This window comes from Streptomyces sp. NPDC127108 (assembly GCF_042677545.1).
Taxonomy (GTDB): domain Bacteria; phylum Actinomycetota; class Actinomycetes; order Streptomycetales; family Streptomycetaceae; genus Streptomyces.
The window spans coordinates 1-24,751 of sequence record NZ_JBHXTE010000014.1; the positions used below are offsets into that span (position 1 = coordinate 1).

The window sequence follows — 24,751 nt, forward strand, 5'->3', positions numbered from 1 at the left end:
CCCGGCAGACGCGTCTGCGGCTTTTGCTGTGGCTGGCCGCGCAGTTCCCCGCGCCCCTTACGGGGCACCTACGTCCACCTCCCCCGGGGCCCGGGGTGGCCGCACCCCGGGGCGCCCGTTGTGCGCGCCCCCGCGAGCGTGAGGCAGAATCGGCCCGATGAGCACCTACCGCGACCTCACGCACCGCGGCTCCGCCCGAGCCACCGTTCTGCGGACCGTGGGCACGCGTGAGCGCCGATCCCATCTGACGGCGCCCCGCGTCCCCACCGTCGGCATCGACATCGGCGGCACGAAGGTGATGGCGGGCGTCGTGGACGCCGACGGCAACATCCTGGAGACGCTGCGCACCGAGACGCCGGACAAGTCCAAGAGCCCGAAGGTGGTCGAGGACACCATCGTCGAGCTGGTCCTCGACCTGTCCGACCGGCACGACGTGCACGCCGTCGGCATCGGCGCCGCGGGCTGGGTGGACGCGGACCGCAACCGCGTCCTGTTCGCCCCGCACCTGTCCTGGCGGAACGAACCCCTGCGCGACCGCATCTCGGGCCGCCTCGCGGTGCCCGTGCTCGTCGACAACGACGCGAACACCGCCGCGTGGGCCGAGTGGCGCTTCGGCGCGGCCCGCGGCGAGGACCACCTGGTCATGATCACGCTCGGTACGGGCATCGGCGGCGCGATCCTGGAGGACGGCCAGGTCAAGCGCGGCAAGTTCGGCGTGGCCGGAGAGTTCGGCCATATGCAGGTCGTGCCCGGCGGGCACCGCTGCCCGTGCGGCAACCGCGGCTGCTGGGAGCAGTACAGCTCCGGCAACGCCCTGGTCCGTGAGGCCCGCGAGCTGGCGGCCGCGGACTCCCCGGTGGCGTACGGCATCATCGAGCGCGTCAAGGGCAACGTCCCCGACATCACCGGGCCCCTCATCACCGAGCTGGCCCGCGAGGGCGACGCCATGTGCGTCGAGCTGCTCCAGGACATCGGCCAGTGGCTCGGCGTCGGCATCGCCAACCTCGCCGCGGCCCTCGACCCGTCGTGCTTCGTCATCGGCGGCGGCGTCAGCGCGGCCGACGACCTCCTCATCGGCCCGGCCAGGGACGCCTTCCGCCGCCACCTCACCGGCCGCGGCTACCGCCCCGAGGCCCGCATCGCCCGCGCCCAGCTCGGCCCCGAGGCGGGCATGGTGGGCGCCGCCGACCTGGCCCGCCTCGTCGCCCGCCGCTTCCGGCGCGCCAACCGCCGCCGCGTCGAGCGCTACGAGCGGTACGAGCGCTACGCCGAGGCCCGCCGCTCCAACGACCGCACCGCCCAGGGAACCCAGTAGATGACCGTGCCCCGCCAGCCCTCGTCCCCGGACCTGCCGGGCCCGCCCGGACCGGGTGACGCGGAGCAGCGCCCTCCGGAAGACCGCCGCCATATGATCCGCCGCCGCTGGCTCACCGCGACGATCATCGTGCTGCTCATCGGCGTACCCGCCGTGTATCTGCTGATCTCCGCGAACCAGAGCCGCGACAGCGGCCGCGACAAGGAGAAGAAGTACTCCGCGACCGGCCTCACCGCGGGCTGGCCCTCCAAGGTCCAGCGCCGTCTGTACGACGTGCCGATCCCGCCGTACTCCGCCGAGGTCGCCTACTACGAGACCAACAACTGGCGCACCAGCCGCCTGTACGTCCAGTTCCTCACCAGCAACGAAGGCCTCGACAAGTTCCTCAGGGCCACCGGCACCGGCGAGGGCGTCAGCGCGCTGAAGAAGAACGACATCACCATCAGCAAGCGCGACCGTAAGGTCGTCGGCTGGGAGTTCACCGACCCCGGGCCCTGGTGGGGCCTCACCCACGAGATGAAGAACCCCACCCCCACCCAGGACATCGTGGTGAACCGCTCCAACCCGAAGCACCCCATGGTGTACGTCGTGTCGACGACGACGCCCTAGCCGCGCCGCGTATGAACGGGCCGAGGCCGTGACGGGACACGTCACGGCCTCGTAGCATGTCGGCATGATCCTCGGTCGCAGCACCCGTGCCACCGGAGCCCTCCGGGCCCGCGCACTGCCCTCGCGCGACTGTTGTTGATCCTCTCTCGTTCCTCTCGGTACGTCGCTCCTCGTTCCGTGCGCCCGCTTTCCTGACGGCGTACGGCACTTCGCGCACTCGGAAACCGTCACGCCCGCCGCGGAAGGCTGCCCTCATGACGCCCATGGAACCGATCACCGAAGCCGTGTACGACCGCCGCCGCCTGCGGCAGTGGCTCGCGGGCGAGGCCCGCGCCGACGGGGTGGCCCGCCGCGACGTGCTGCGGCTCGCCGCCGCCGCGGGCCTCGCGGCCTCCGTGCCCGTCGCCTGGCCCGCCGCGCGCGCACGCGCCGCGACCGCGCCGGGCATCGTCAAACCGCTGCCCGACGACGTGTTCACGGTGCGCGGCACGAACGCCGAGACCCGCTTCGACGCGCTCGCCGACACCGGCCGTCTGACCCCGGCGTCCCACTTCTTCGTACGCAACCACACCAGCACGCCCCGCCTGGACGCCGCCGCGTGGCGGCTCACCGTGTGGGGCGACGGACTCACCGGCGGCGCGCGGGAGTTCACGCTCGACGACCTCGCGCGGCTGCCGTCGACGACGCGCACGGCGTTCGTGGAGTGCGCGGGCAACGGCCGGAGCCTGTTCCAGACCCAGCAGGGCCAGGCGGTGTCGGGCACGGCCTGGACGCTCGGCGCCATCGGCACGGCACGCTGGCGCGGCGTCCGCCTCGCCGAGGTCCTGCGCCGGGCGGGCCTCTCGCGGCGCGCCGTCGACGTCATGCCCCGCGGCCTCGACGCCCCCTACGTCACGGCGGACGGCACCGACCTCGGCCGGGTGCGCCGCCCGCTGCCCCTCGCCAAGGCCCTGGACGACGTCCTCCTCGCGTACGAGATGAACGGCGAGCCGCTGCCGCCCGACCACGGCCACCCCGTGCGCGTCGTCGTGCCCTCCTGGATCGGTGTCGCGTCCATCAAGTGGGTCGGTGACATCGAGGTCTCGACGACACCCCTCTACTCGCCCTGGAACACCGACTTCTACCGGCTGTTCGGCGACCACTACCCGGCCGATGGCTCACCGCCGCTCACCCGCCAGACCCTGAAGTCGGCCTTCGAACTCCCCTGGAACGCCACGCTCCGGGCCGGGGCGCGCCACCGCCTCACGGGCCGCTCCTGGTCGGGCGACGGCACCGTCACCCGCGTCGACATCAGCACCGACCTGGGCGGCAGCTGGCACCGCGCCCGCCTGCACGACGTCCCCCGGCGCGGCTCCTGGGTGCGCTGGTCCACCGACTGGCGGCCGCGCACGCCCGGCCCCGCGACGCTCCTCGCCCGGGCCACGGACTCGACCGGGCGCAGCCAGCCGCCGACGACGGTCCACAACACGCAGGGGTACCTGTTCGACGCGGTGGTGCGGCATCCGGTGACGGTGGGGTGAGGCCGGGGCGGGCGCCCGCCTACGCCCGCCACTTCTCGTAGGCCGCCACCGCCACCGCCAGGTCCTCCCACGCCATGCCCGCCGACTTGAACAGGCGCGGCCTGGCCTCGTCGACGGGCACCTCGCCGCGGGCCAGCTCGCGCAGGGTGCGAAGGCGCCGCAGGTCGAACGCGGCGGTGGCGACCGCCTGCACGATGTCGCCGCACTCGCGCATCGCCACCGACCGGGACTCGGCGACGACCGTGGCCCGGCCGAGGAGACGTTCGTCGACCTCGCGGGCGTCGGGCTCGTGCGAGCCGACCGCGGCGACGGTCGCGTGCGGGGCGAGCAGCGAACTGTCGAACAGCGGCTCGCGCGCCGTGGTGCAGCAGCACACCACGTCGGCGTGGGCGACGTCCTTCGGTGCCGCGGCTGCCGCCGTGAGCCCCGCCGCCCGGCACCGCTCCACGAACGCGGCCATCCGCCCCCGGTCACGCCCGACGACGTCCACGTGCGCGAGACCGGGACGCACCGCCCGTACCGCCTCCACGTGCCCCCAGGCCTGTGGCCCCGTCCCGAACACGAGGAGCCGCCTGACCTCCGGCGCGGCGAGGCGCCGGAGGGCGGCGCCGGACACGGCGGGCGTCCGCAGCGAGGTGAGGGCGATGCCGTCGAGCAGGGCGAGCGGCCGGTGGGTCACGCCGTCGAGCAGGAGGTAGAGGCCCTGGACGCGGGGCAGCCCGCGCTGCGGGTTGCCGGGCGTCACGGTCGCCACCTTCACGCCCGCGTACGAGGCCGTCGACGACGGCATGAGCAGCAGCTGACCGTCCGTCACACCGACGACGGACCGCGCGGGTTCCGCCTCGGGGTCGAGCCCGCCGCTCGCGAGCACGTCCTCGACGGCGTCGACGGCGGCGCCCATCGGGACGAGGCGGGCGATGGTGGCGGCGTCGAGGTGGGGGAGGGCCGGGGCCGGTGGAGCGGCCGGGACGGGCGGGAGGGGTTCCTGTGGCGCGGGGGATTCGAGGTGCGAGGTCATCCGGTGATCCTCACCGCGCACGCCGCACCGAAACACCGGGGCGCGCCCGGCCCGTCGGACCGGCGGAGCACTGGCCATGACCTGCGGGTGAGGGGTTGGCCAGGCTTCGGAGCGGTGCGGCACTATGGCCGGGTGCACATCATGATGCTCGGGCCGTTCGAGGTCCGCACCGCCGCCGGGGCGGCGGTGGAGGTGCCGGGCACTCGATTGCGCGCCCTGCTCTCCGCGCTCGCCCTCGAACCCGGCCGGGTCGTCCCCCGGACACGGCTGGTGGACTGGATCTGGGGGGACCGGCCGCCCGCGGACGAGGCCAACGCCCTGCAGGTGCTCGTGTCCCGGCTGCGCAGGGTGCTGCCGGACGGGTCGGTCGAGGCGGGGGCCGGCGGGTACCGGCTCGCCGTGGCGCCCGACGCCGTGGACGTGAGCCGGTTCGAGCAGCTGCTCGGCCGGGCGCGCGCCGCCGAGGACGTGCCGCGGCGGGCCGAGCTGCTGCGCTCGGCCCTGGACCTGTGGCGCGGCACGGCGCTCGCGGACATCGCGCCGCACGGCAGCGACGCCTTCGTCGCCGCGGCCACCCGCCTCGACGAGCTCCGCCTCGCCGCGCTCGCGGACCGCGTGGACGCGGACATCCGCCTCGGCCGCGGCGCGGAACTGGTCTCCGAACTGACCGAGCTGGTCGCGTCCCACCCGCTGCGGGAAGGGCTCGTCGCCGCGCTGATGAGGGCGCTCGCCGAGGCGGGCCGGGGCAGCGAGGCCCTGATGGCATATCAGAAGCTGCGCGAGCGGCTCGTCGACGCGCTGGGCGTGGAACCCTCGGCCGAACTCTCCGCGCTGCACACGGCGTTGCTGCGCGGGGACCTGGGCGAGCGCGGAGCCCGCCAACGGCACGGGCGGCACGGCGAGCGCCCTGACCTTGCCGGGAGCGTCTCCCGTGCCGAGAACGCCTCCCGTGCCGAGAGTGACTTCCGTGCCGAGAACGCCTCCCGCGCCGAGCACCCAGACCCTGCCGGCCCCGCCGACCCCGCCGACCGCGCCGGGCCCCGCGTGCAGGACGAGCACGACCGGCGCGGCGGCCGGACGGAGCCGGAGCGGCCCCGCACGAACCTGCGCGCCGGACTGACCAGCTTCGTCGGCAAGGACGAGGACGTCGCCGCGGTCGCCGACCTCGTCACCGAGCACCGCCTCGTCACCCTCACCGGGCCCGGCGGCTCGGGCAAGACGCGCCTCGCCACGGAGACCGCGCGGCGGATGCTCGAAGACCTGCCGGACGGGGCCTGGCTGGTCGAGCTGGCCTCGGTGCGGGCGGGCGGGGAGCTGGCCCAGGTCGTGCTCACCGCGATCGGCCTGCGCGACCAGGCGCTGGTCGGCGGCGGCGCGGGCGGGGACGCGGGCACGGGCGCGGACCCGGGCGGGGACTCGATGGACCGGCTCGTCGCGGCGCTCAGGGAACGCGCGCAACTGCTCGTCCTGGACAACTGCGAGCACATGATCGAGGCGGCCGCGACGTTCGCCGACCGGCTGCTCGGCGAGTGCCGGGGCCTGCGCGTCCTGGCCACGAGCCGGGAGCCGCTCGGCATCACCGGCGAGGCGCTGTGGCAGGTGGAGCCGCTCGCCCTGCCCGGCAGGAGCGCGGACCCGGCCGCGGTCGGGGCCTCGCCCGCGGTGCTGCTGCTGCGCGACCGGGCCGGCGCCGTGCGCAAGGACATCGCCTTCGACGAGCGGACCCTGGCCGCCATGGCGCGCATCTGCCGGGCGCTCGACGGCATCCCGCTGGCCATCGAACTGGCGGCGGCACGGCTGCGCACGATGTCCGTCGAGCAGCTGGCACTCCGGCTCGACGACCGCTTTCGGCTGCTGAGCAGCGGCAGCCGCACGGCGCTGCCCCGGCACAAGACCCTGCGCGCGGTCGTGGACTGGAGCTGGGACCTGCTCACCGAGGCCGAGCGGAGCGTGCTGCGGCGGCTCTCGGTGTTCTCCGGCGGGGCGACGCTCGAAGCGGCCGAGCGGGTGTGCGGGGGCGCGGCTCCGGGCGGGGAGCAAGGCCTGGGCGGGGAGCAGGCCCTGGACGGGGAGCAGGTCCTCGACGGAGAACAGGTCCTGGACGGAGAACAGGTCCTGGACGCGCTCACCGCGCTGATCGAGAAGTCCCTGCTGCTCGCCGACGACACGGCCGTGCCGCGCTACCGGATGCTGGACACCATCAGGGAGTACGCCGCGCACCGCCTGGCAGAGGCGGGCGAGACCGAGTCGGCCCGCCGGGCGCACCTCGCGCACTTCACCGACCTCGTCGAGACGGCCGAGCCGCATCTGCGCCGGGTCGAGCAACTCCAGTGGCTGGCCGTCCTGGAGGCCGAGCACGACAACATCAACGCCGCGCTGCGCGGCGCCGTCGCGGACGGCTGGGCCCATGAGGCGATGCGGCTCGCCGGATGCGCGGGCTGGTACTGGTTCCTGAGCGGCCGCAAGGCCGAGGGCACCGAACTGAGCGTCGCGGCGGCCTCCCTGGACGGCCCGGTGCCCGACGACGTGCGTGCCATGGCGTACGCCGTCGTGACGCTGTTCCTGACCTCGGGCCAGGGCGACCAGTACGCGGCCCAGGAGTGGATCCACAAGGCGTACCGCTACGCCCGGCGCGGCACGAGCCGCCACCCGCTGATGGTCATGGTCGACCTGATGGAGCGGATGCTGGCGGAGCCGCTGGAGTTCCTGGCCGCGTTCGAGCCCATGCTCACCGACGAGGACGCGTGGGTGCGCGCCCAGGCCCGGCTCAACCGCAGCAGACTGCGGCTCACCATCGGCCGTGTCGAGCCGGACACGGACACGGACATGGAGATCGCCCTGGCCGAGTTCCGCGCCGTCGGTGACCGGTGGGGGATGTCGCTCGCGCTGATGTCCCTGGCCGACCGGCTCGCCCAGCGCGGCGCGTTCGCCGAGGCCTGCGAGCACTACGAACAGGGGATCACGGCCCTGACCGAGCTGGGCGCGATCGAGGACGCGGTCGGCCTGCGGGCGCGCCAGGCCCAGCTGTACTGGCTGCTCGGCGACGAGGCGGCCTGCGAGGCCGCCATGGCCGGGGCACAGGCCGACGCGGACCGGGTCGCCTGGCCGGACGCGCTGGCCGGGCTCGTCCTCGCGAAGGCGCAGCTGGCCCGCTGGCGCGGGCAGCGGGACGAGGCGTACGGACAACTGGACGCGGCCCGCACCCTGCGCGTCACCGGGACCAGGGGATACCTCCGGGTCGTGACCCAGGACCTCTACGCCTACCTCGCCGAGGACACCGAGGAGGCCCGCGGCCACCGGGCCGAGGCCTTCCGCGAGGCCGAGAGGCTCGGGCACCTGCCGCTGCTCGCGCACGTGCTGGTCGGCCTCGCGGACCTCGCGCTGCGCCAGGGACAGCACGAGCGGGCCGCGGCGCTGCTCGCGGCGAGCGACAGCGTCCGGGGCACCCCGGACCGCTCGCTGCCGGACGTCGCCCGGATCACCGCGGAGACCCGCTCCCACCTCGGCGAAACGGCGTTCGCCGAGGCGACGCGGACGGGCCGGGCGGGGGACTGGCGCGAGCTGGCGGAGGCCGTTCTCGCCGGGTGAATCCGTCCCGGTTCCGGCCGTGAAGGTCTGCGGTGGTTTGGTGGAGGCGCCCACCCCCGTCGGTGCGCATGGGTGCGATGTGGCAGCGTGGAGCGGGTGAGCGAGACGAACACTGCAGCCCTGCAATACCGCTTTGACGGGCCGGAAGACGCCCCTGTCCTGGTCCTCGGCCCCTCCCTCGGCACCACATGGCACATGTGGGACCGGCAGGTGCCCGAACTCAGCAAGAACTGGCGGATCATCCGCTTCGACATGCCCGGACACGGCGGCGCCCCCGCCCACCCCGTGGACTCCGTCGGTGAACTCGCCCGCCGCGTGCTCGCCACCCTCGACGAGCTCGGCGTGCAGCGCTTCGGGTTCGCGGGCTGCGCGCTCGGCGGGGCCATCGGCGCCGAACTGGCGCTGCGCAACCCGCACCGCGTCGCCTCGCTCGCGCTCATCGCCACCTCGCCGCGGTTCGGCACCGCCGACGAGTTCCGCCAGCGCGGGGTGATCGTCCGCACCAACGGCCTCGACCCCATCGCCCGCAGCTCCCCGGAGCGCTGGTTCACGCCCGGCTTCGCCGCCGCCCAGCCCGCCATCACCGACTGGGCCGTGCAGATGGTGCGCACCACCGACCCCGGCTGCTACATCGCCGCCTGCGAGGCGCTCGCCGCCTTCGACATCCGCGCGGAGCTGGCCAGCATAGGAGTGCCCACCCTCGTCCTGGTCGGCTCCGAGGACCAGGTGACCGGGCAGGGCGAGGCCCGCACCCTCGTCGCCGGCATCCCCGACGCCCGTCTCGCCGTGGTGCCCGGCGCCTCCCACCTGGCCCCCGTGGAACAGCCCGGCGCGGTCACCGACCTGCTCGTACGCCACTTCTCCAGCGCCTGGCAGGCCGCCCCCGACACCCACGCCACCGGCCAGCACGCCATCACCGCGCCCCCCGTCAAGCCCGTCCTCGCCCCGCCCCCGGCGGCTCCGGTCGCCGAGATCGCCGCGGTCGAGCAGCCCGTGGCGACGGACCCCGGCCCCGACGCGTACGCCCAGGGCATGAAGGTCCGCCGCGAGGTCCTCGGCGACGCGCACGTCGACCGGGCCATGGCCGCCGCCGACGAGTTCTCCGCGGACTTCCAGGACCTCGTCACCCGGTACGCCTGGGGCGAGATCTGGAACCGCCCGGGCCTGGACCGCCGCACCCGCAGCTGCGTCACGCTCACGGCCCTCGTCGCGGGCGGCCACCTGGACGAGCTGGCGTTCCACACCCGGGCCGCCCTCCGCAACGGCCTCACCCCGGCCGAGATCAAGGAAGTGCTGCTGCAGGCCGCGGTGTACTGCGGGGTCCCGGCGGCCAACAGCGCGTTCCGGGTCGCCCAGAAGGTGATCCGCGAGGAGACGACTCCGCAGGAGTAGCCGGACACGCCCTTCCCGGGCACCCCCGCACCCCTGGACACCCTCGGGGCCGCCCCGGTCGGCTCCGGTCGGCCCCGAGGAGCAGGATGGGGGGTATGACGACGTCTCACATCAAGCTCACCAAGAAGTCCCACGCGTGCGTGCGCCTGGAGAAGGACGGCCGCCTCCTCGTCATCGACCCCGGCGGCTTCAGCGAGGACGACGCCGCGAACGGGGCCGACGCCCTCCTGGTCACGCACGAGCACCCCGACCACTTCGACGAGCGCCATCTGCGCGCCGCCCTGGAGGCCGACCCGGCCACCGAGCTGTGGACCCTCGCGTCCGTCGCCGACCGGCTCGCGGCGGCCTTCCCGGGGCGGGTGCACACCGTCGGCCACGGCGACACGTTCACAGCAGCTGGGTTCGACGTCCAGGTCCACGGCGAACTGCACGCGGTGATCCACCCGGACCTGCCCCGCGTCACCAACGTCGGCTACCTCGTCGACGGCACCGTCTTCCACCCCGGTGACGCGTTCACGGTGCCCGAGCACCCCGTGGACACCCTGATGGTCCCGGTGATGGCCCCCTGGAACAAGATCTCCGAAGTCATCGACTACGTACGCGAGGTCAAGCCCCGGCGCGCCTACGACATCCACGACGCCCTCCTCACCGACCTGGCGCTGCCGATCTACGGCGGGCACATCGGGCGGCTCGGCGGCACGGACCACGCGCGGCTCGCGCCGGGGGAGTCGGCCGAGGTGTGAGCGCGGGGCGGGCCGGGCGGGGCCGGGTGGTGTCCGGGGCGGGGAGCCGGGAGTGTCAGTGTCGGCGGGTAGGTTGTCTCCCATGCGGATTGCGACCTGGAACGTGAACTCGATCACCGCCCGTCTTCCCCGGCTCCTGGCCTGGCTGGAGAAGACCGGCACGGACGTGCTGTGCGTCCAGGAGACCAAGTGCACCGCTGAGCAGTTCCCCGCCGAGGCCCTGCGCGAGCTGGGGTACGAGTCCGCGGTGAACGCCACGGGCCGGTGGAACGGCGTCGCACTGATCTCCCGCGTCGGCCTCGCCGACGTCACCACGGGCCTGCCCGGCGGCCCCGAGTACGACGGCGCCCAGGAGCCCCGCGCCATCTCCGCCACCTGCGGCGGGGCCCGCGTCTGGTCGGTGTACGTGCCCAACGGCCGCGAGGTCGACCACGCTCACTACGCCTACAAGCTCGCCTGGTTCGACGCCCTCAAGGCCGCCGTCACGGAGGACGCGGCCGGGGCCCTCCCCTTCGCCGTCCTCGGTGACTTCAACGTCGCACCGACCGACGACGACGTCTGGGACCCGGCCCTCTTCGTAGGCGCCACCCACGTCACCCCCGCGGAGCGGGGCGCCCTCGCCGCCCTCCGCGAAGCCGGCCTCACGGACCTCGTCCCCCGGCCCCTCAAGTACGACCGCCCCTACACGTACTGGGACTACCGCCAGCTCGCCTTCCCCAAGAACAACGGCATGCGCATCGACCTCGTCTACGGCAACGAGCCCTTCGCCAAGGCGGTGTCCGACTCCTACGTCGACCGTGAGGAGCGCAAGGGCAAGGGCGCCTCGGACCACGCGCCCGTGGTGGTCGACCTGGATCTGTGACCTTTCCCTTCGGGTGGGCCGGGGGTGCCGCCGATCGGCCTTCGGCCTCGTCCTCAATCGTCGGACGGGCTCTCCCCCACCCACCCGCCCGAACTTGCACCATCTGAGCAACAGCCCGGCACCCCCAGCCTGTCCGGCGTTTGAGGACGAGGCGCGGAGCGCCGATCAGCGGGGGCCCGGGGGCGCAGCCCCCGGGTTCGGGAAGGGGCGGGATTGGGGAGCCCCCGCTAGGGCTACGGCACCAGCGCGCTCAGCCGCACCGACCGCCCCAGCGCAGCAAGCCCCGCATCCCCCGGATGCAGATGGTCCCCGCTGTCGTAGGCGGGCAGCATCCGCGAGGGCCGACCGGGATCCCGCAGGACGGCGTCGAAGTCGAGCACGGCGTCGAAGTCGCCGCCGCCCCGCAGGTAGGAGTTGACCTTCACCCGCTCCGCGTCCACCGCGGCAGTGCACCGAGCCTCCCCCTCACACGGCACGACGGTCGCGGCGACCACCCGCACCCCCCGCTCCCGCGCCCGCAGGGCGATCTGACGCAGCCCGGCGACGACGTCCTCGGCGGCCGCCCCGGCCCGCACGTCGTTGACGCCCTCGAAGACGACGAGGGTCCGGGCGGAGGTCTGGGCGAAGACGTCCCGGTCGAGGCGGTGCAGGGCGCTGACCCCACCGGTGTCGGTGGACACGCCGTCGCCGGGGTAGCGGTCGGTGAGGACGCGGTTCGCGGAGATGCCCTGGTTCAGGACGCCGTAGCGCGGCACCCCGGAACCGGGGCCCTGGGCGAGGAGGCGCCGGGCCAGCTCGTCGGGCCAGCGCCGGTCGGTGTCGGGGGTGGAGCCGACGCCGTCCGTGATGGAGTCGCCGAGGAGCACCACGGACCCGGGCCCGCCGCCGACGTCGACGCCGGTGAGCAGCGGCCAGGTCCGCAGCGTCGAGGTGTACGGGGCCCCGGAGCCGTCGGCCGTGTGGTCGCCGGGCCCGCTGACGTACGAGGTCTGGAGGGCCTGGCTGTGCACGGGCGCGGAGGCCACCGGGCCCGGCAGGTGGAAGCTGACGAGGAGATGCGCGTCCGAGGGCACCGCGAACCGCAGGGGATCGCTGAACACCTGGGCCCCGGCCGGGATCTCGGCACCGGCCCGCCCGCCGAACCGCAGCGCCACCGGCTCCTCCCGGGCCCCGGCGCCCGCCGCGCGCACGGCGACCGTGGCGCTCCCGATCCGTACCGGCGTAGTGGCGAAGGTGTTGTCGAGCCGGATCCGCACCCGCGGCCCCCCGGCGCTGGTGTGCACCACGAGCCGTACGGTCCGGTCCTCCCAGGGCCCCACCGCGGTGTACCCGGCCGTCGAGGCCGCCCAGCTGCCCGTCCACCCCTTGGTGTCGCCCCGCACCGAAAGGGCGAAGACATGCAGGTCGGCGCCCGCGCCCGGGTCCCGGGGCAGCACCACGGAGGCCACCTCGCGCCCGCGGGCGACCGGCACCGTGACCACGTAAAGCCGGGCGCGCTCGGTGAGCTGGCCGCCGGGCGTGTTGATGTGGGGCAGGGCGACGGACTTGGTGGCGAGCGGGCCGCCGCGCCAGTCCGGGGCGGTCAGGCGGTAGGTGCCGCGCGAGCCGTCCCGGTAGCGCACGCTGCCCGTCCCGGTCGCGGTGCCGCCCGTGCCCGCGACCAGGAACGCGAGGGCGTCCCCGCGCCCGCGCACCCGTACCGGCTGCCCGTCGGCCCGTACGTTGTCCGGTTCGCCCGCCGCCGTGTCCGGCCAGGTGACACGGGCGCCGTCGACGCCGAGCACCCGGCCGGGGGTCCAGCCGGCCGCCGCCAGGTCCCGCGCGGACAGCGAGGCACCGGCGCCGTCGAAGTCCGCCTCGCCGGGGCGCGCGTCGTCACTGACGGCCCGGTTGTCGAACAGCCGCTCCAGAGGAAGCGGCCGGGTGCCCTGGGAAGAGGGTGACCGCTGTGACTCCTGCTCCGGCGCCGCCTCGGCGGCGGCCACCGGTGCGAGACCCATGAGCAGGGCGAGTACGGCGGTGGCTCCCCAGACGCGTCTTCGCACGACGGACCCCTCCCACGACGTGGTGCACGGCGGACACGACTCGCACGACTGACTGATGGTGCGTCATGCGGCTACGGACGACGGACGGTGCGTGATGAAACTAAGGAGCAGTCAGATGCCCGTCAATGAACGCGGCATGGACACCGGCACATGATCCGGCCAAGGGTCGGCCCCCTCACCCCCGCTCGGGCGCCAGTGCCAGGATGTCGGCATGCATCTTTACGATGAGCGCCTGAGCGTCCCGGCCCTGTGGTGGTTCCTCGTCGTGCTCGCGGGCTGTCTCTTCGGCGGGCTGCTGCTGCCGTTCGGGCCCGTGGCCGCCGCGTTCGGCGTGCTCCTCGTCGGCGGGGTGTTCGGGCCGCTGGTCCACCGCTACGGCTCGGCCCGCATCGTCGTGACGCCCGGCACCCTCGTCGTGGGCGACCGGGTCATCCCGATCGACGACCTGGGAAGGACGGAGATCCTCGACGCGGGCGAGGCCTTCGAGTGGCGCACGTACAAGGCGAACGCCTACGCCCTGCTCCTGCTGCGCGCCTACGTCCCCACCGCGCTGCGCGTCGAGCTGCGGGGCCCGCACCACACCGCGCCCTACCTCTACCTCTCCACGCGCCGCCCGATGAATCTGGCCACGATCCTGGCCTTCACCCGCCGCTGATTCGCCTGATTCGGCTCATTCCGTGATCAACTGCCGCAAGATACATTCCTTGGAGCGCGGATCCGCCGTCCGGCCGCCCCGGCCCCTCCGGGGAGGCCGCCCCCGGGCACCCCACGGAGAGGCCGGTCATGAACATTCCGTTCCTGGACAAATGGCGCAAGCGGCACCCGAGCGAGCCGGGCCTTCGGCTCGCGGCCGCCTTCGAGGGCGATCCGGTCGGTGTGGGCGAACTGTTGTCCGAGTGTGAACTCCTCCGCTCGCAGGCGGGGGCGGCCGGGCTCGAACTCGACGACTCCCCGGCGTCGTTGGCGGCCCTCGACCAGCTGCCGCCGCGCTGGCGCGACGACGCGGAGACGCTGCCCTGGCTCGGCAACGACGCGGGCCTGTATCTGGGCACGGTGATCGTGCGGACCGTGCCGGGCGCGGTCTGGCAGGTCCTTCCCGGCGGCACCCCGGTGGTGCGCCTGGTGTCCGGGCGGGAGATCGACGTGGTCGCGGCGGGGCTCGACTGGGCGGTCCAGGGGACTCCCGAGTTGTCTCAGGTATACGCGGAGGCGTCCGAGACGTAGCCGCCAGGCAACGTAGCCTCAAATACGGTTAATGCCCATAAGTGCGTGTCGTCCAATAAGTCCCGTTTTCGCGTGGATAGTTTGCGCTGACCGACACCGCGATGAGTGGGCAGGTCTGGGCATGGCCGTCGATCCGTTGATCGAGCTGCGTGATGTGAACAAGTACTACGGAGAGCTGCATGTCCTCCAGGACATCGATCTCACCGTCGGCAAGGGGGAGGTGGTCGTGGTCATCGGCCCTTCGGGGTCGGGAAAATCAACGCTCTGCCGGACGATCAACCGTCTTGAGACCATCCAGTCGGGCCGGATCAGCCTCGACGGACAGCCGCTGCCCGAGGAGGGCAAGGCACTCGCGCGGCTCCGCGCCGAAGTCGGCATGGTCTTCCAGTCGTTCAATCTCTTCGCGCACAAGACCGTGCTGCAGAACGTCTCCATGGGCCAGGTGAAGGTCAGGGGCCGCAAGAAGGACGAGGCGGACCAGCGCTCCCGGGAGCTGCTCGAACGCGTCGGCCTCGCCGCGCACGCCGCGAAGTACCCGGCGCAGCTCTCCGGCGGCCAGCAGCAGCGCGTGGCCATCGCCCGCGCGCTCGCCATGGACCCCAAGGTGATGCTCTTCGACGAGCCGACGTCGGCGCTCGACCCGGAGATGATCAACGAGGTCCTCGAAGTCATGCAGCAGCTGGCGAGCGACGGCATGACGATGGTCGTCGTCACCCACGAGATGGGCTTCGCCCGCTCGGCCGCCAACCGCGTGGTCTTCATGGCCGACGGCCGCATCGTCGAGGACCGGGCCCCCGAGGACTTCTTCACCCACCCGGAGAGCGAGCGCGCCAAGGACTTCCTCTCCAAGATCCTCAAGCACTGACGGGGGGCTGAGCATGCTCCGTACGACACGTCTGTTCGCCGCACTCGTCCTCACCGCCCTGGCCACCGCGGCCTGCGGCAAGGAGGGCAGCCCCCCGACCAAGGGCCCCGCGGCCGGTGAGCTGCCGAAGTACCAGGTGGCCAAGGGCTTCGAGCTGACGAAGTCCGGCACCTGGCGCAAGGCCAAGAGCCGCGGCCGCTTCGTCGTGGGCGCCAAGGAGGACCAGCCCTACCTCGGCGAGAAGGACCCGGCGACCGGCAGGTACTCGGGCTTCGACATCGAGATCGCCAAGATGGTCTCGGCCTCCCTCGGCCTCGACCCCGGGAAGATCTCCTTCCGGACGATCGCCTCCGCCAACCGCGAGACCGCCCTGCAGAACGGGCAGATCGACTACTACGTCGGCACCTACACCATCAACGACCTCCGCAAGAAGCTCGTCGGCTTCGCGGGCCCCTACTACATGGCGGGACAGGGCCTGCTCGTGCGGCACGACGAGGAGGACATCAAGGGCCCGCAGGACCTGAACGGCAAGCGCGTGTGCTCCGCCGCGGGATCCACGCCGTACCAGCGCATCAAGCAGGACTACCCGAAGGCGACGCTCGTCGCGTACGACACGTACTCCGTGTGTGTCGACAATCTGCTGACCTATCAGGTCGACGCGGTCACCACCGACGACGCGATCCTGATCGGGTACGCGGCCAAGGTGCCCGACGAACTCAAGCTGGTCGGCAAGCCGTTCTCGAAGGAGCCCTACGGCATCGGCGTGCCGCGCGGCGACACGACGCTGCGGTTCGCCATCGACGACGCCCTCGCCGCCCGGGAGAAGGACGGCGACTGGAAGAAGGCGTACGACGCGACCCTCGGGCTCTCCGGGGTCCCGGCGCCGGAACCGCCCGCCATCGACCGCTACCCGGCGAGCTGAGGAGGCGTCGTGGACGTACTGACAGACAACTTCTCCACGTTCGGGGACGGCTTCCTCGGCACCGTGGAACTCACCGTGTACGCCTCGCTGCTCGCGCTCGCCCTCGGGTTCGTGATGGCCTCGTTCCGGGTGGCGCCCGTCGGGTCCTTCCGGGTGTTCGGCGCGGTGTGGGTGGCGGTCCTGCGGAACACGCCGCTGACGCTGCTGTTCTTCGCGGTGCTGCTCGGGCTGCCGCGGTTCGGACTCGTGCTGCCCTTCAAGGTGTTCGCGGTGCTCGCGCTCGGCTGCTACACCTCGGCGTTCATCTGCGAGGCGCTGCGCTCCGGCATCAACACCGTGCCCAAGGGACAGGGCGAGGCCGCCCGCAGCCTCGGCATGACCTTCAGTCAGACGCTGTCCGCCGTGGTGCTCCCGCAGGCCTTCCGTTCGGTCATCCCGCCGGTCGGCTCCACGCTCATCGCGCTCGCCAAGAACTCCGCCATCGCCGGGGCGTTCAGCGTCACCGAACTGCTCGGCACCTACAAGACCCTCAGCGAACTCGGCTACAGCATCATCTGGTCCTTCGTCTGGATCGCCCTCGGCTACCTGATCATCACCCTCGCCATCAGCGCCGTCTTCAACATCCTCGAGAAGCGCTGGGGAGTCGCCCGATGACCACCACCGCCCACGCTCCCGAAGCCACCGCGCTCTACGACATCCCGGGCCCGCGGACCCGCCGCAGACACCTGATCTACGGCATCCTCTCCACCGCCCTGATCGTCGCGCTCGTCGGCTGGATCCTCTATCTGCTGTTCGACACCGACCAGTTCACCGCCACCAAGTGGACGCCGTTCGAGTACAAGGGCATCCAGGAGCTGCTGCTCCGCGGACTCGGCAACACGCTGAAGGCGTTCGCCATCGCCGCGGTGCTCTCGCTCGCTCTCGGCGGACTGCTCGCCACGGGGCGGCTCTCGGACCACCGTCCGGTGCGCTGGGTGGCCACGCTCCTGGTGGAGTTCTTCCGGGCCATGCCCGTGCTCGTGATGATCTTCTTCGTCTTCGTGGCGCTGAAGGTCCAGCCGCTGCCGGCGCTGGTCGCCGGGCTCACGCTCTACAACGGTTCCGTGCTCGCCGAGGTGTTCCGCTCCGGCGTCAACTCGGTCGAGCGCGGCCAGAGGGAGGCCGCTTACGCGCTTGGCATGAGAAAGACCCAGGTCATGTCGTACGTCCTGGTGCCGCAGGCGGTGCGGGCCATGCTGCCCGCCATCATCAGCCAGCTGGTCGTGGCCCTGAAGGACACCTCACTCGGCTATCTGATCACCTATGAGGAGTTCCTCCATGCCGGGAAGCTGATCGCGTCGAATCTCGACTACGATTTGCCTTTCATCCCCGTGGTCATGGTGATCTCACCGATCTACATCGGGATGTGCATGCTGCTTTCGTGGTTCGCCTACTGGGTGTCCAAGCGTCAGCAGCGCAGTCCCAAGACAGAGGCCGTGGACGTCGCCCCGGCTGAACCAGGGACGCTGCTGCCGGGCGGGGGTCCCCCCAGGGCCCCCGGCCCCTGACGGGAGCAGCAGCTGGAGGGCCAGGCCCGCCCGGCAGCAGCCGGAGATCACTGCTCGCGCAGGGGGACCGACACGTACGACGGGTCGGTTCCGGGCGAGGAGAAGGTCAGCTGCGCGCCGGACGGGTTGTGCTCGACATAGAGCGGGTCGACCGTGTCGACGACCAGGGCGAGCCGGTGCCCCGCCGGGACGTCGTAGGCCGTGGAGAAAAGCTCCAGGTCGACGGCGAACGGCTTGCCCGGGGTCTTGCCGTGGAAGGTGTACGGCGCGTTGCTGACCAGCTTGCCGAGGCCGAGCGGGCCCACGTCGTAGAGGTACGCGACGAGGGTTCCGCTCTCCTTGGTGCTGGTGACCGTGGTGTGCAGCTTCGCGGTGCCGCGCACCCGCTGTTCCCGCTCCGCCCGCTCGGACTGCCACACCGCCGCGTACCGGCGCGGAAGCAGCGGCATCGACGCCACCGGCGGCAACTTCAGGAACTGGTCCAGGGTGTTGGACAGCATCACGATGCCGCCGTTGGCCCCGGAGTCGACGTTCGCGCGGATGGTGGTGGAGCCCGCGAGGTCGATCTTCTTGCTGGTCGCACCGACCGACTTCCAGTCCGCGTAGCCTTCGTAGCCGCCCGTGGAGCGGGACTTGAGCTGGACGGGCGGCTCCTTGTCGATGCCGTTCTTCTCGCCCTTGAGGTAGTGGTCGAACCAGCGCTGCGTGGTCGTCCAGGTGTCGTTGGGCAGGCCGAGCAGGCCGGTGGCCTCGGCGGTCGCGTGGTCGCCGGGGCGGAACTCAAGGCGCTTGGGGCCCGTCAGCTTCTCGTAGAAGCTCGCGTACTGGTTGGGCGGGAAGATGGTGTCGCCCCAGGCGTTGGCGAGCAGGATCGCGGCGCCGTTCTTGTTGAGGCGGTCCAGATACGTGGTGGGGGAGCGCTTGGTGCCCCACGCGATCATCTCGTCCTCGCTGTCGAGGTTCGAGCCGAGGAAGTCCTTGAGGATGCGCTTCAGTTCGGCGCTGGGGCGGCCGGTGAGGTAGCCCGCGCCGCCGAGCAGGGCGCCCGCCTGGGCGTGCTGGGTGCGGCCGCTGTAGATGGACTCGACGAGGTCGCCCCAGCCGCTGAGCGCGCCGACCGCCTTGACCCGCTTGTCGTGGGCGGCGGCGAGGAGGCTGATGCCCGCGCCGTAACTGACGCCCGCCATGCCGACCTTGTCGGGGTCGGTGGGGGTGTTCTTCAGGGTCCAGTCGATGACCTTGGAGGCGTCGGCGATGTCCTCGGGGCCGCCGACCTCGATCTCGCCGCCGGACTGCCAGAAGCCGCGGGAGTTGTAGCTGACGACGACGTACCCGGCGGCGGCGAGCTTCTTGGCCTGCGCGATGTATTCGATCTGCGGCATGGCCCAGCTGGTGGGCAGCACGATCGCGGGGTACGAGGTGCCCGCCCGGGCGCCCGCGGGCGTGACGACGTTGGCCTTGAGGACGGTGCCGCCGTCGCCGGGGATGTCGACGAAGCGCACGCCCGCGGTGGCGGCCGCGGCGGGGCGTTCGGCGGGTGCGGCCTGGGCCGCGGGCGCGAGCCCGAAGGCGGCGCCCGCGATCAGAGCGGCGGAGACGGTCCCTGCGGCAGTGGACCGCAGGGACTGGTGGGGGTCTCGCACGGGTCACTCCTCACTTGTTGAAAGTGCAAAGTGACCGAACGGTAACCGTGGTTCTTTACCGGGGGTAACCCGTCGGTAAGTTACGCCCCGGTAACGATTGTTGACGCGGACGTCACCTCAAGAGGCCGACTTCAGCGCGCTCTTGGCCTGCCAGTCCGCCCACGACAGGTTCCACTCGCCGTAGCCGTTGCCCGGGTCCGGGGTGCCCTTGGAGCCGGAGCCCTTGACCTCGAACGGGTCGCCGACCTGGACCTGGCCGTACAGCCAGGAGGCGTCGGAGGTGCTCATGCCGACGCAGCCGGAGCTGTGGTTGGTGTTGCCGAAGTACGCGGCGTTCCAGGGCGCCGCGTGCGCGTACATGCCCGACCAGGTCAGCCGCATCGAGTAGTCGACCATCTTGTCGTAGGCGTCGCCGAGGCCGACGGTCTCGGAGCGCATGTTGATCGTGCCCTCCTTGGCCATCAGGACCGATGTGCCGCCCCAGGACGCCTTCTCGCCGCCGGGGGTGCCGGCCGACATCGGGACCTGCTTGACGGTCTCGCCGTCCCGCGTCAGAGTCGCCGTCTTGCTGTCCAGGTTCACCTTGACGACCTGGTTCTTGCCGACGGTGACGGCGGTGTCGTAGTCGCGCACGAACCAGCCGCCGTCCGAGCCCGAGTCGACGCCGTTGAGCTGGGCGTCGAGCTCCACCTTGGTGCCGGACTTCCAGTACTCCTTCGGGCGCCAGTCGACGCGGTCCTTGCCGTCGTAGTTCTTGATCCAGCCCCAGGACCCGGTGGTGTCGTTCGACGTGGTCACCTTGAGGTGCTTCTCCACCTCGGCCTTGTTCTTCACCGGGTGGTCGAAGACGATCGAGAGCGGCTGGGCGACGCCGACGGTCTTGAGGTTGCTGCCCGGCGTGATCGTGACCTTGTTGACCTTCTCGGGCGGGGCCGTCTTGAAGGACCGCGTCGTCTCGCCGCCCTCGTCGGTGGTGGCCCGCAGGGTGTAGCTGGTGCCGGGCGCCGCCTTGCGCGTCGAGGTCCAGCTGCGGCCGTCGGCGGCGACCTTGCCCGCCAGCTTCGTGCCCTCGGCGTCGGCGACCGCGACGTCCTTGAGCTTGACGTCCTTGGTGGCCAGCTTCACGGTGACGGGGATGCCCGCCTTGGCCTCGCTGCCGGTGAGGTTCACGGAGACCCTCGGCGTGACGGCCTTGGCGTCGTCGGAGCCGGACCCGCCGTCCGAGCAGGCGGACAGGGTGGCCGCCAGGACCGCGGCGCCCGCGACGGCCGCGTGGCGGGGGCGTATGGAGCGTCGGCGGTGCGACGGGCTCAGGGACCGGGACCTCAAGGAAACGTACCTCCGTGCGAATGTTCACTGCCTGCCCGGAGTGAGAGTGCGCGAGGTCCGCTTCGGTTGCCCGTTGCCCGGAAATTGCCGACTACGTCATAGAGGCGTTATTCGTGCCGTACGTTCCGTGGGGGTGCGTTCACCTGCCGCACACGTTCCGCTCGTGTTGCCGCTCATTTGGCGCGGTGGGAGTTGCGTGCGGCCGGGGCGGGGGTCGGGATGGGCTCCTGGGCGGGGCGGGTCACGTCCGCGACGAGTTCGACCACGTCCGGCCCGTACGCCTGCGAGTTCACGACCTTCAGGAGCAGCGTGAAGGAGTGGTTGCCGTGCTTGCGGGCGAGGCGTTCGTGATGCCGGGCCAGATACCGGGTCGCGGCCTGGTTGGTGATGGCGCGCTGGCCGCAGAAGAGGAAGACGGGGCGCGCGTCCGGCGCCTGCCCGGCGGTCAGGCGGGCCAGGATGACGTACTCGGTCCTGCCGCCCTCCATGCGGTAGCGCTCGGAGCCGATCTGGAAGGCGCCCCGGTCCGGGCCCGGCTCCGGGTCGGTGTTGACGCGCACGCCGGGCAGCAGCGAGTGCATGTGCGCGGCCATGCGGCGGTGGACCGCCGGGTTGCCGACGCAGAACTCGGTGCGCTCGCCGAAGCCCTGCTGGGCGGCGTCGTGCGCGACGATCTGGGCGTGCCCGCCGCACTCCTTGATCAGCGCGGCCAGTTCGAGCAGCGAGAACACGTCGTGCCGGGTCACGAGCAGCTCCGGGCCCGCCGCCTCGCGGTTGACCACGAGCAGCGACTCGGCGTTGGCGGGCAGCCCGAAGAACGCCTGCTTGCGGCGGAGCCTGCGCTTCCACAGCTGCGAACGCAGGAGCCAGCCCAGGGTGGCACCGAGCGCGGCCGCGAGCAGGCCGAGGACGAGATAGCGCACGTCTTCAGTCATGGGGGCGCATGCTAGCGGCCATTCGGAGCCTCGTTCGAAGAGCCCATGGCGGGGCGGGGAGCCCGAAGTTACGCTGCGCAGACGGCTGTTGACTGGAGGTACGAATGCGGCGCGGTCTCGTACGGAATCTGACGCTATGCGCGGTCGGCGGGGTATTGGTGACGGTCGGTGCGGCGGCGCCCCCTTCGCCTTCGCGCTCAGCGCAACCGGGCACGAGCGCCGAATCGGCCACCTCGGCCGAACCCGGCGCAAGACCGGAATCAGCCACTACGGGCGCTTCGGGCACCACCACTCCGGAGAAGACACCGGTGGCCGTCGGCCACGGCGGCGCGGTGGCGAGCGTCGACCAGGACGCGTCCGCCGCCGGCATCGAGGTCCTGAAGAAGGGCGGCAACGCCGTGGACGCGGCGGTCGCCACGGCCGCGGCGCTCGGTGTCAGCGAGCCGTACTCCGCGGGCATCGGCGGCGGCGGTTACTTCGTGTACTACGACGCGAAGTCCCGCACGGTGCGCTCGCTCGACGGCCGCGAGACCGCGCCGCGCACCGCAGACTCCGGGCTCTTCCTGGAGAACGGCAAGCCGCTGCCGTTCGCGGACGCCGTCACCAGCGGCCTGGCCGTGGGCACCCCCGGCACCCCCGCCACCTGGCAGGAGGCCCTCGACTCCTGGGGCAGCAAGTCGCTCGGCACGGTCCTGAAGCCCGCCGAGCGCCTGGCGCGGCACGGCTTCACCGTCGATGAGACCTTCCGCTCCCAGACCGCGTCGAACCAGGCGCGGTTCGCGGACTTCCCCGACACCGCGCGCCTCTTCCTGCCGGGCGGTGACCTGCCCGTCGTCGGCTCGACGTTCAAGAACCCCGACCTCGCGCGGACGTACGCGGAGCTGGGGGACAAGGGCGTCGACACCCTCTACCGCGGCGGGCTCGGCCGCGATCTGGTCCGCACCGTCAACAAGCCGCCCGTGGACCCCGACTCCGGACGCAACGCCCGCCCCGGCGACCTGTCCATGAAGGACCTGCGCGGCTACGAGGCGAAGCGCCGCACCCCCACCAGGACGTCCTACCGAGGCCTCGACGTCTACTCCATGGCGCCGTCCTCCTCCGGCGGCACCACCGTCGGCGAGGCCCTGAACATCCTGGAGGGCACCGACCTCTCCGAGGCCACCCGCACGCGCTATCTGCACCGCTTCATCGAGGCCAGCCGCATCGCCTTCGCCGACCGGGGGCGCTGGGTGGGCGACCCGGCCTTCGAGGACGTACCGAAGAAGGAGCTCCTCTCGCAGAAGTACGCGGACTCCCGCGCCTGCCTGATCAAGGATGACGCCGTCCTCAAGAGCCCGCTCGCGCCCGGCGACCCGCGCAATCCGGTGCCCTGCCGCGCCGGGGACAAGGCGGCCCCGACGACGTACGAGGGCGAGAACACCACGCATCTCACGGTGGCCGACAAGTGGGGCAACGTCGTCGCGTACACCCTCACCATCGAGCAGACCGGCGGCAGCGGCATCACCGTGCCCGGGCGCGGCTTCCTGCTCAACAACGAGCTGACCGACTTCTCCTTCGCGCCCGCCAACCCGGCCGTGCACGACCCGAACCTGCCGGGGCCCGGCAAGCGCCCGCGCTCGTCGCTCTCGCCGACCATCGTCCTCGACGGGCAGGACCGGCCGGTCGTCGCGCTCGGCTCGCCCGGCGGCGCGACCATCATCACGACCGTCCTGCAGACCCTGACCGGCTTCCTCGACCGGGGCCTGCCGCTGGTCGACGCGATCGCGGCGCCGCGCGCCAGCCAGCGCAACGCCGCCCAGACGGAACTCGAACCGGGCCTGTGGAACAGCGAGACCCGGCGCAAGCTGGAGGCGATCGGGCACTCCTTCCGGCAGAACCCGGAGATCGGCGCCGCGACCGGCGTGCAGCGGCTCGCGGGCGGGAAGTGGCTCGCGGCGGCCGAGAAGGAGCGCAGGGGCGGCGGGTCGGCGATGGTGGTGAAGCCGAGGTCGTAGTCCGGCCCGCGTGTGACGTTCCTGGGGTACGAAGAGGTCCGTACCGCTCCGGTTCCGGGGTGGTGCGGACCTCTTCGTTCACGCGCGGCGCGAGGGGCGGGCCCGTCTGTCGGGGCCGGTCCGGCTCACAGGGCCGTGAGGATGCGCGGGCCCGCGTCCGTGATCGCCACCGTGTGCTCCACGTGGGCCGCGCGGCTGCCGTCGTTCGTGCGCAGGGTCCAGCCGTCCGGCGCGGCGTGATAGCCGTCCTTGCCGCTGGCGATCAGCATCGGCTCGATGGCGAGCACCATGCCGTGCCTGAGCGGCATGCCGCGGCCCGGCCGCCCTTCGTTCGGCACCCCGGGGTCCTCGTGCATGCTGCGGCCCACGCCGTGGCCGCCGAAGCCGTCCGGAATGCCGTACCCGGCGTTGCGGCAGGTCGTGCCCACCGCGTGCGCGATGTCGCCGATGCGGTTGCCCACGACGGCCGCGGCGATGCCCGCCTCCAGGGCCTGCTCGGCGGTCTTGACGAGCAGGACGTCCTCGGGGCGCGGGGTGCCGACGATGAAGCTGATGGCCGAGTCGCCCACCCAGCCGTCCAGGCTGGCGCCGAAGTCCGCGGAGACCAGGTCGCCGTCCCGCAGGCGATAGCCGTCCGGGATGCCGTGCACGATCGCGTCGTTCACCGACGTGATGAGCGTGGCGGGGAAGGGGACCGGGGCGAACGCCGGGTGGTAGTGCAGGAACGGTGACGTGGCGCCCGCGTCCTTGAGGACCTGGTGCGCCACGTCGTCCAGGTCCCGCAGGACCACGCCGACGGCCGCCGCCTCGCGCACCGCTGTCAGGGCGCGCGCGACCACGCGCCCGGCCTCCCGCATCGCTTCGATGGATGTGTCTGTCTTGAGTTCGACCATGCCAATTACTATACCGGTATTTGAATCGGGGTCGGGGTATGCTGACTTCATGGTGCGGACTCCCCTGACCCCCGAAGAGCGCGAGCGCGGCGAGCGGCTCGGCCACCTGCTGCGCGCGGCGCGCGGTGAGCGGAGCATGGTGGAGGTGGCCGCGTGCGCCGGGATCTCGGCGGAGACCCTCCGCAAGATCGAGACCGGGCGGGCGCCGACACCCGCCTTCTTCACCGTCGCGGCCCTCGCGGTCGCCCTGGAGCTGTCGATGGACGACGTGGCCCGGAGCTGCGCGCTGGTTCCCGTCTGAGGGCGC

21 protein-coding genes are annotated in these 24,751 nt (G+C 72.4%); 15 read left to right on the forward strand and 6 right to left on the reverse strand.

The window, feature by feature from the left end:
* The first annotated feature begins 157 nt into the window (after positions 1-157).
* From ACFVHO_RS13835 to ACFVHO_RS13845, 3 genes are all read left to right on the forward strand, one after another.
* Positions 158-1,315: an ROK family glucokinase gene (locus ACFVHO_RS13835; RefSeq protein ID WP_030361870.1), complete on the forward strand. Its 1,158-nt coding sequence runs from the start codon at positions 158-160 to the stop codon at positions 1,313-1,315.
* Complete coding sequence (locus ACFVHO_RS13840; protein WP_385713246.1) at positions 1,316-1,924, forward strand: sugar kinase; 609 nt, start codon at positions 1,316-1,318, stop codon at positions 1,922-1,924.
* A 254-nt stretch (positions 1,925-2,178) separates the two neighbouring features.
* Positions 2,179-3,444, forward strand: coding sequence for a sulfite oxidase (locus ACFVHO_RS13845; RefSeq protein WP_385713248.1), 1,266 nt, complete (start codon positions 2,179-2,181; stop codon positions 3,442-3,444).
* 19 nt (positions 3,445-3,463) lie between these two features.
* Here ACFVHO_RS13845 and ACFVHO_RS13850 read toward each other — a convergent pair whose 3' ends face one another.
* Complete coding sequence (locus tag ACFVHO_RS13850) at positions 3,464-4,462, reverse strand: ornithine cyclodeaminase family protein (protein WP_385713250.1); 999 nt, start codon at positions 4,460-4,462, stop codon at positions 3,464-3,466.
* A gap of 141 nt (positions 4,463-4,603) precedes the next feature.
* Between ACFVHO_RS13850 and ACFVHO_RS13855 the strand changes: the two genes are divergently transcribed.
* The 4 genes from ACFVHO_RS13855 to ACFVHO_RS13870 all read left to right on the forward strand — a co-directional run bounded on the left by ACFVHO_RS13855 (position 4,604) and on the right by ACFVHO_RS13870 (position 11,047).
* Positions 4,604-8,050 carry a BTAD domain-containing putative transcriptional regulator gene (locus tag ACFVHO_RS13855; protein ID WP_385713475.1) on the forward strand — a complete coding sequence of 1,149 codons (3,447 nt, stop codon included), beginning with the start codon at positions 4,604-4,606 and terminating at the stop codon, positions 8,048-8,050.
* Positions 8,051-8,146: 96 nt separating this feature from the next.
* Entirely contained in the window at positions 8,147-9,442 is a 1,296-nt protein-coding gene (gene pcaC, locus ACFVHO_RS13860) for a 4-carboxymuconolactone decarboxylase (RefSeq protein WP_385713252.1), read from the forward strand.
* A 110-nt stretch (positions 9,443-9,552) separates the two neighbouring features.
* Positions 9,553-10,185, forward strand: a complete 633-nt coding sequence (locus ACFVHO_RS13865; RefSeq protein WP_385713477.1) for an MBL fold metallo-hydrolase — start codon at positions 9,553-9,555, stop codon at positions 10,183-10,185.
* 82 nt (positions 10,186-10,267) lie between these two features.
* Positions 10,268-11,047: an exodeoxyribonuclease III gene (locus ACFVHO_RS13870; protein WP_385713254.1), complete on the forward strand. Its 780-nt coding sequence runs from the start codon at positions 10,268-10,270 to the stop codon at positions 11,045-11,047.
* Between the two features lie 233 nt (positions 11,048-11,280).
* Here ACFVHO_RS13870 and ACFVHO_RS13875 read toward each other — a convergent pair whose 3' ends face one another.
* Positions 11,281-13,047, reverse strand: coding sequence for an SGNH/GDSL hydrolase family protein (locus ACFVHO_RS13875; protein WP_385713479.1), 1,767 nt, complete (start codon positions 13,045-13,047; stop codon positions 11,281-11,283).
* Positions 13,048-13,303: 256 nt separating this feature from the next.
* Between ACFVHO_RS13875 and ACFVHO_RS13880 the strand changes: the two genes are divergently transcribed.
* The 6 genes from ACFVHO_RS13880 (at position 13,304) to ACFVHO_RS13905 (ending at position 17,650) form a co-directional block, all read left to right on the forward strand.
* Positions 13,304-13,747 (forward strand): DUF3093 domain-containing protein, encoded by a 444-nt coding sequence (locus tag ACFVHO_RS13880; protein WP_385713256.1) that lies wholly within the window; start codon positions 13,304-13,306, stop codon positions 13,745-13,747.
* 128 nt (positions 13,748-13,875) lie between these two features.
* Complete coding sequence (locus tag ACFVHO_RS13885; RefSeq protein ID WP_385713258.1) at positions 13,876-14,316, forward strand: DUF6278 family protein; 441 nt, start codon at positions 13,876-13,878, stop codon at positions 14,314-14,316.
* Positions 14,317-14,437: 121 nt separating this feature from the next.
* The gene (locus ACFVHO_RS13890) at positions 14,438-15,181 is read left to right on the forward strand and encodes an amino acid ABC transporter ATP-binding protein (RefSeq protein WP_385713260.1); all 744 of its coding nucleotides are present in this window, start codon (positions 14,438-14,440) and stop codon (positions 15,179-15,181) included.
* Between the two features lie 13 nt (positions 15,182-15,194).
* Positions 15,195-16,103, forward strand: a complete 909-nt coding sequence (locus ACFVHO_RS13895) for a glutamate ABC transporter substrate-binding protein (protein ID WP_385713262.1) — start codon at positions 15,195-15,197, stop codon at positions 16,101-16,103.
* Positions 16,104-16,112: 9 nt separating this feature from the next.
* Positions 16,113-16,757: an amino acid ABC transporter permease gene (locus tag ACFVHO_RS13900; RefSeq protein WP_385713263.1), complete on the forward strand. Its 645-nt coding sequence runs from the start codon at positions 16,113-16,115 to the stop codon at positions 16,755-16,757.
* Complete coding sequence (locus ACFVHO_RS13905) at positions 16,754-17,650, forward strand: amino acid ABC transporter permease (RefSeq protein WP_385713264.1); 897 nt, start codon at positions 16,754-16,756, stop codon at positions 17,648-17,650. The genes ACFVHO_RS13900 and ACFVHO_RS13905 overlap by 4 nt, the downstream gene beginning before the upstream one ends.
* 47 nt (positions 17,651-17,697) lie before the next feature.
* On the opposite strand, the gene ACFVHO_RS13910 is transcribed toward ACFVHO_RS13905, so the two are convergent.
* The 3 genes from ACFVHO_RS13910 to ACFVHO_RS13920 form a co-directional block, all read right to left on the reverse strand.
* A complete protein-coding gene (locus ACFVHO_RS13910; RefSeq protein ID WP_385713266.1) occupies positions 17,698-19,293 on the reverse strand; it encodes an alpha/beta fold hydrolase in 1,596 nt (531 codons plus the stop codon).
* 117 nt (positions 19,294-19,410) lie between these two features.
* Entirely contained in the window at positions 19,411-20,622 is a 1,212-nt protein-coding gene (locus tag ACFVHO_RS13915; protein WP_385713268.1) for an Ig-like domain-containing protein, read from the reverse strand.
* A gap of 173 nt (positions 20,623-20,795) precedes the next feature.
* On the reverse strand, positions 20,796-21,557 hold the full coding sequence (locus ACFVHO_RS13920) for a hypothetical protein (RefSeq protein ID WP_385713270.1): 762 nt from the start codon (positions 21,555-21,557) through the stop codon (positions 20,796-20,798).
* A gap of 104 nt (positions 21,558-21,661) precedes the next feature.
* Here ACFVHO_RS13920 and ggt point away from each other — a divergent pair, with 104 nt between their 5' ends.
* Entirely contained in the window at positions 21,662-23,551 is a 1,890-nt protein-coding gene (gene ggt, locus ACFVHO_RS13925) for a gamma-glutamyltransferase (protein WP_385713272.1), read from the forward strand.
* Positions 23,552-23,676: 125 nt separating this feature from the next.
* Here ggt and map read toward each other — a convergent pair whose 3' ends face one another.
* Positions 23,677-24,444, reverse strand: coding sequence for a type I methionyl aminopeptidase (gene map, locus ACFVHO_RS13930; RefSeq protein WP_385713273.1), 768 nt, complete (start codon positions 24,442-24,444; stop codon positions 23,677-23,679).
* A 49-nt stretch (positions 24,445-24,493) separates the two neighbouring features.
* Here map and ACFVHO_RS13935 point away from each other — a divergent pair, with 49 nt between their 5' ends.
* On the forward strand, positions 24,494-24,745 hold the full coding sequence (locus ACFVHO_RS13935; RefSeq protein ID WP_385713275.1) for a helix-turn-helix domain-containing protein: 252 nt from the start codon (positions 24,494-24,496) through the stop codon (positions 24,743-24,745).
* Positions 24,746-24,751: the final 6 nt, after the last annotated feature.

Bases quoted from the DNA above. Each gene is read 5' to 3' on its own strand.
- ACFVHO_RS13835 (WP_030361870.1), top strand. From the start codon at position 158: ATGAGCACCTACCGCGACCTCACGCACCGCGGCTCCGCCCGAGCCACC.
- ACFVHO_RS13840 (WP_385713246.1), top strand. From the start codon at position 1,316: ATGACCGTGCCCCGCCAGCCCTCGTCCCCGGACCTGCCGGGCCCGCCC.
- ACFVHO_RS13845 (WP_385713248.1), top strand. From the start codon at position 2,179: ATGACGCCCATGGAACCGATCACCGAAGCCGTGTACGACCGCCGCCGC.
- ACFVHO_RS13850 (WP_385713250.1), bottom strand. From the start codon at position 4,462: ATGACCTCGCACCTCGAATCCCCCGCGCCACAGGAACCCCTCCCGCCC.
- ACFVHO_RS13855 (WP_385713475.1), top strand. From the start codon at position 4,604: ATGATGCTCGGGCCGTTCGAGGTCCGCACCGCCGCCGGGGCGGCGGTG.
- ACFVHO_RS13870 (WP_385713254.1), top strand. From the start codon at position 10,268: ATGCGGATTGCGACCTGGAACGTGAACTCGATCACCGCCCGTCTTCCC.
- ACFVHO_RS13875 (WP_385713479.1), bottom strand. From the start codon at position 13,047: ATGGGTCTCGCACCGGTGGCCGCCGCCGAGGCGGCGCCGGAGCAGGAG.
- ACFVHO_RS13880 (WP_385713256.1), top strand. From the start codon at position 13,304: ATGCATCTTTACGATGAGCGCCTGAGCGTCCCGGCCCTGTGGTGGTTC.
- ACFVHO_RS13885 (WP_385713258.1), top strand. From the start codon at position 13,876: ATGAACATTCCGTTCCTGGACAAATGGCGCAAGCGGCACCCGAGCGAG.
- ACFVHO_RS13890 (WP_385713260.1), top strand. From the start codon at position 14,438: ATGGCCGTCGATCCGTTGATCGAGCTGCGTGATGTGAACAAGTACTAC.
- ACFVHO_RS13895 (WP_385713262.1), top strand. From the start codon at position 15,195: ATGCTCCGTACGACACGTCTGTTCGCCGCACTCGTCCTCACCGCCCTG.
- ACFVHO_RS13905 (WP_385713264.1), top strand. From the start codon at position 16,754: ATGACCACCACCGCCCACGCTCCCGAAGCCACCGCGCTCTACGACATC.
- ACFVHO_RS13920 (WP_385713270.1), bottom strand. From the start codon at position 21,557: ATGACTGAAGACGTGCGCTATCTCGTCCTCGGCCTGCTCGCGGCCGCG.
- ggt (WP_385713272.1), top strand. From the start codon at position 21,662: ATGCGGCGCGGTCTCGTACGGAATCTGACGCTATGCGCGGTCGGCGGG.
- map (WP_385713273.1), bottom strand. From the start codon at position 24,444: ATGGTCGAACTCAAGACAGACACATCCATCGAAGCGATGCGGGAGGCC.
- ACFVHO_RS13935 (WP_385713275.1), top strand. From the start codon at position 24,494: ATGGTGCGGACTCCCCTGACCCCCGAAGAGCGCGAGCGCGGCGAGCGG.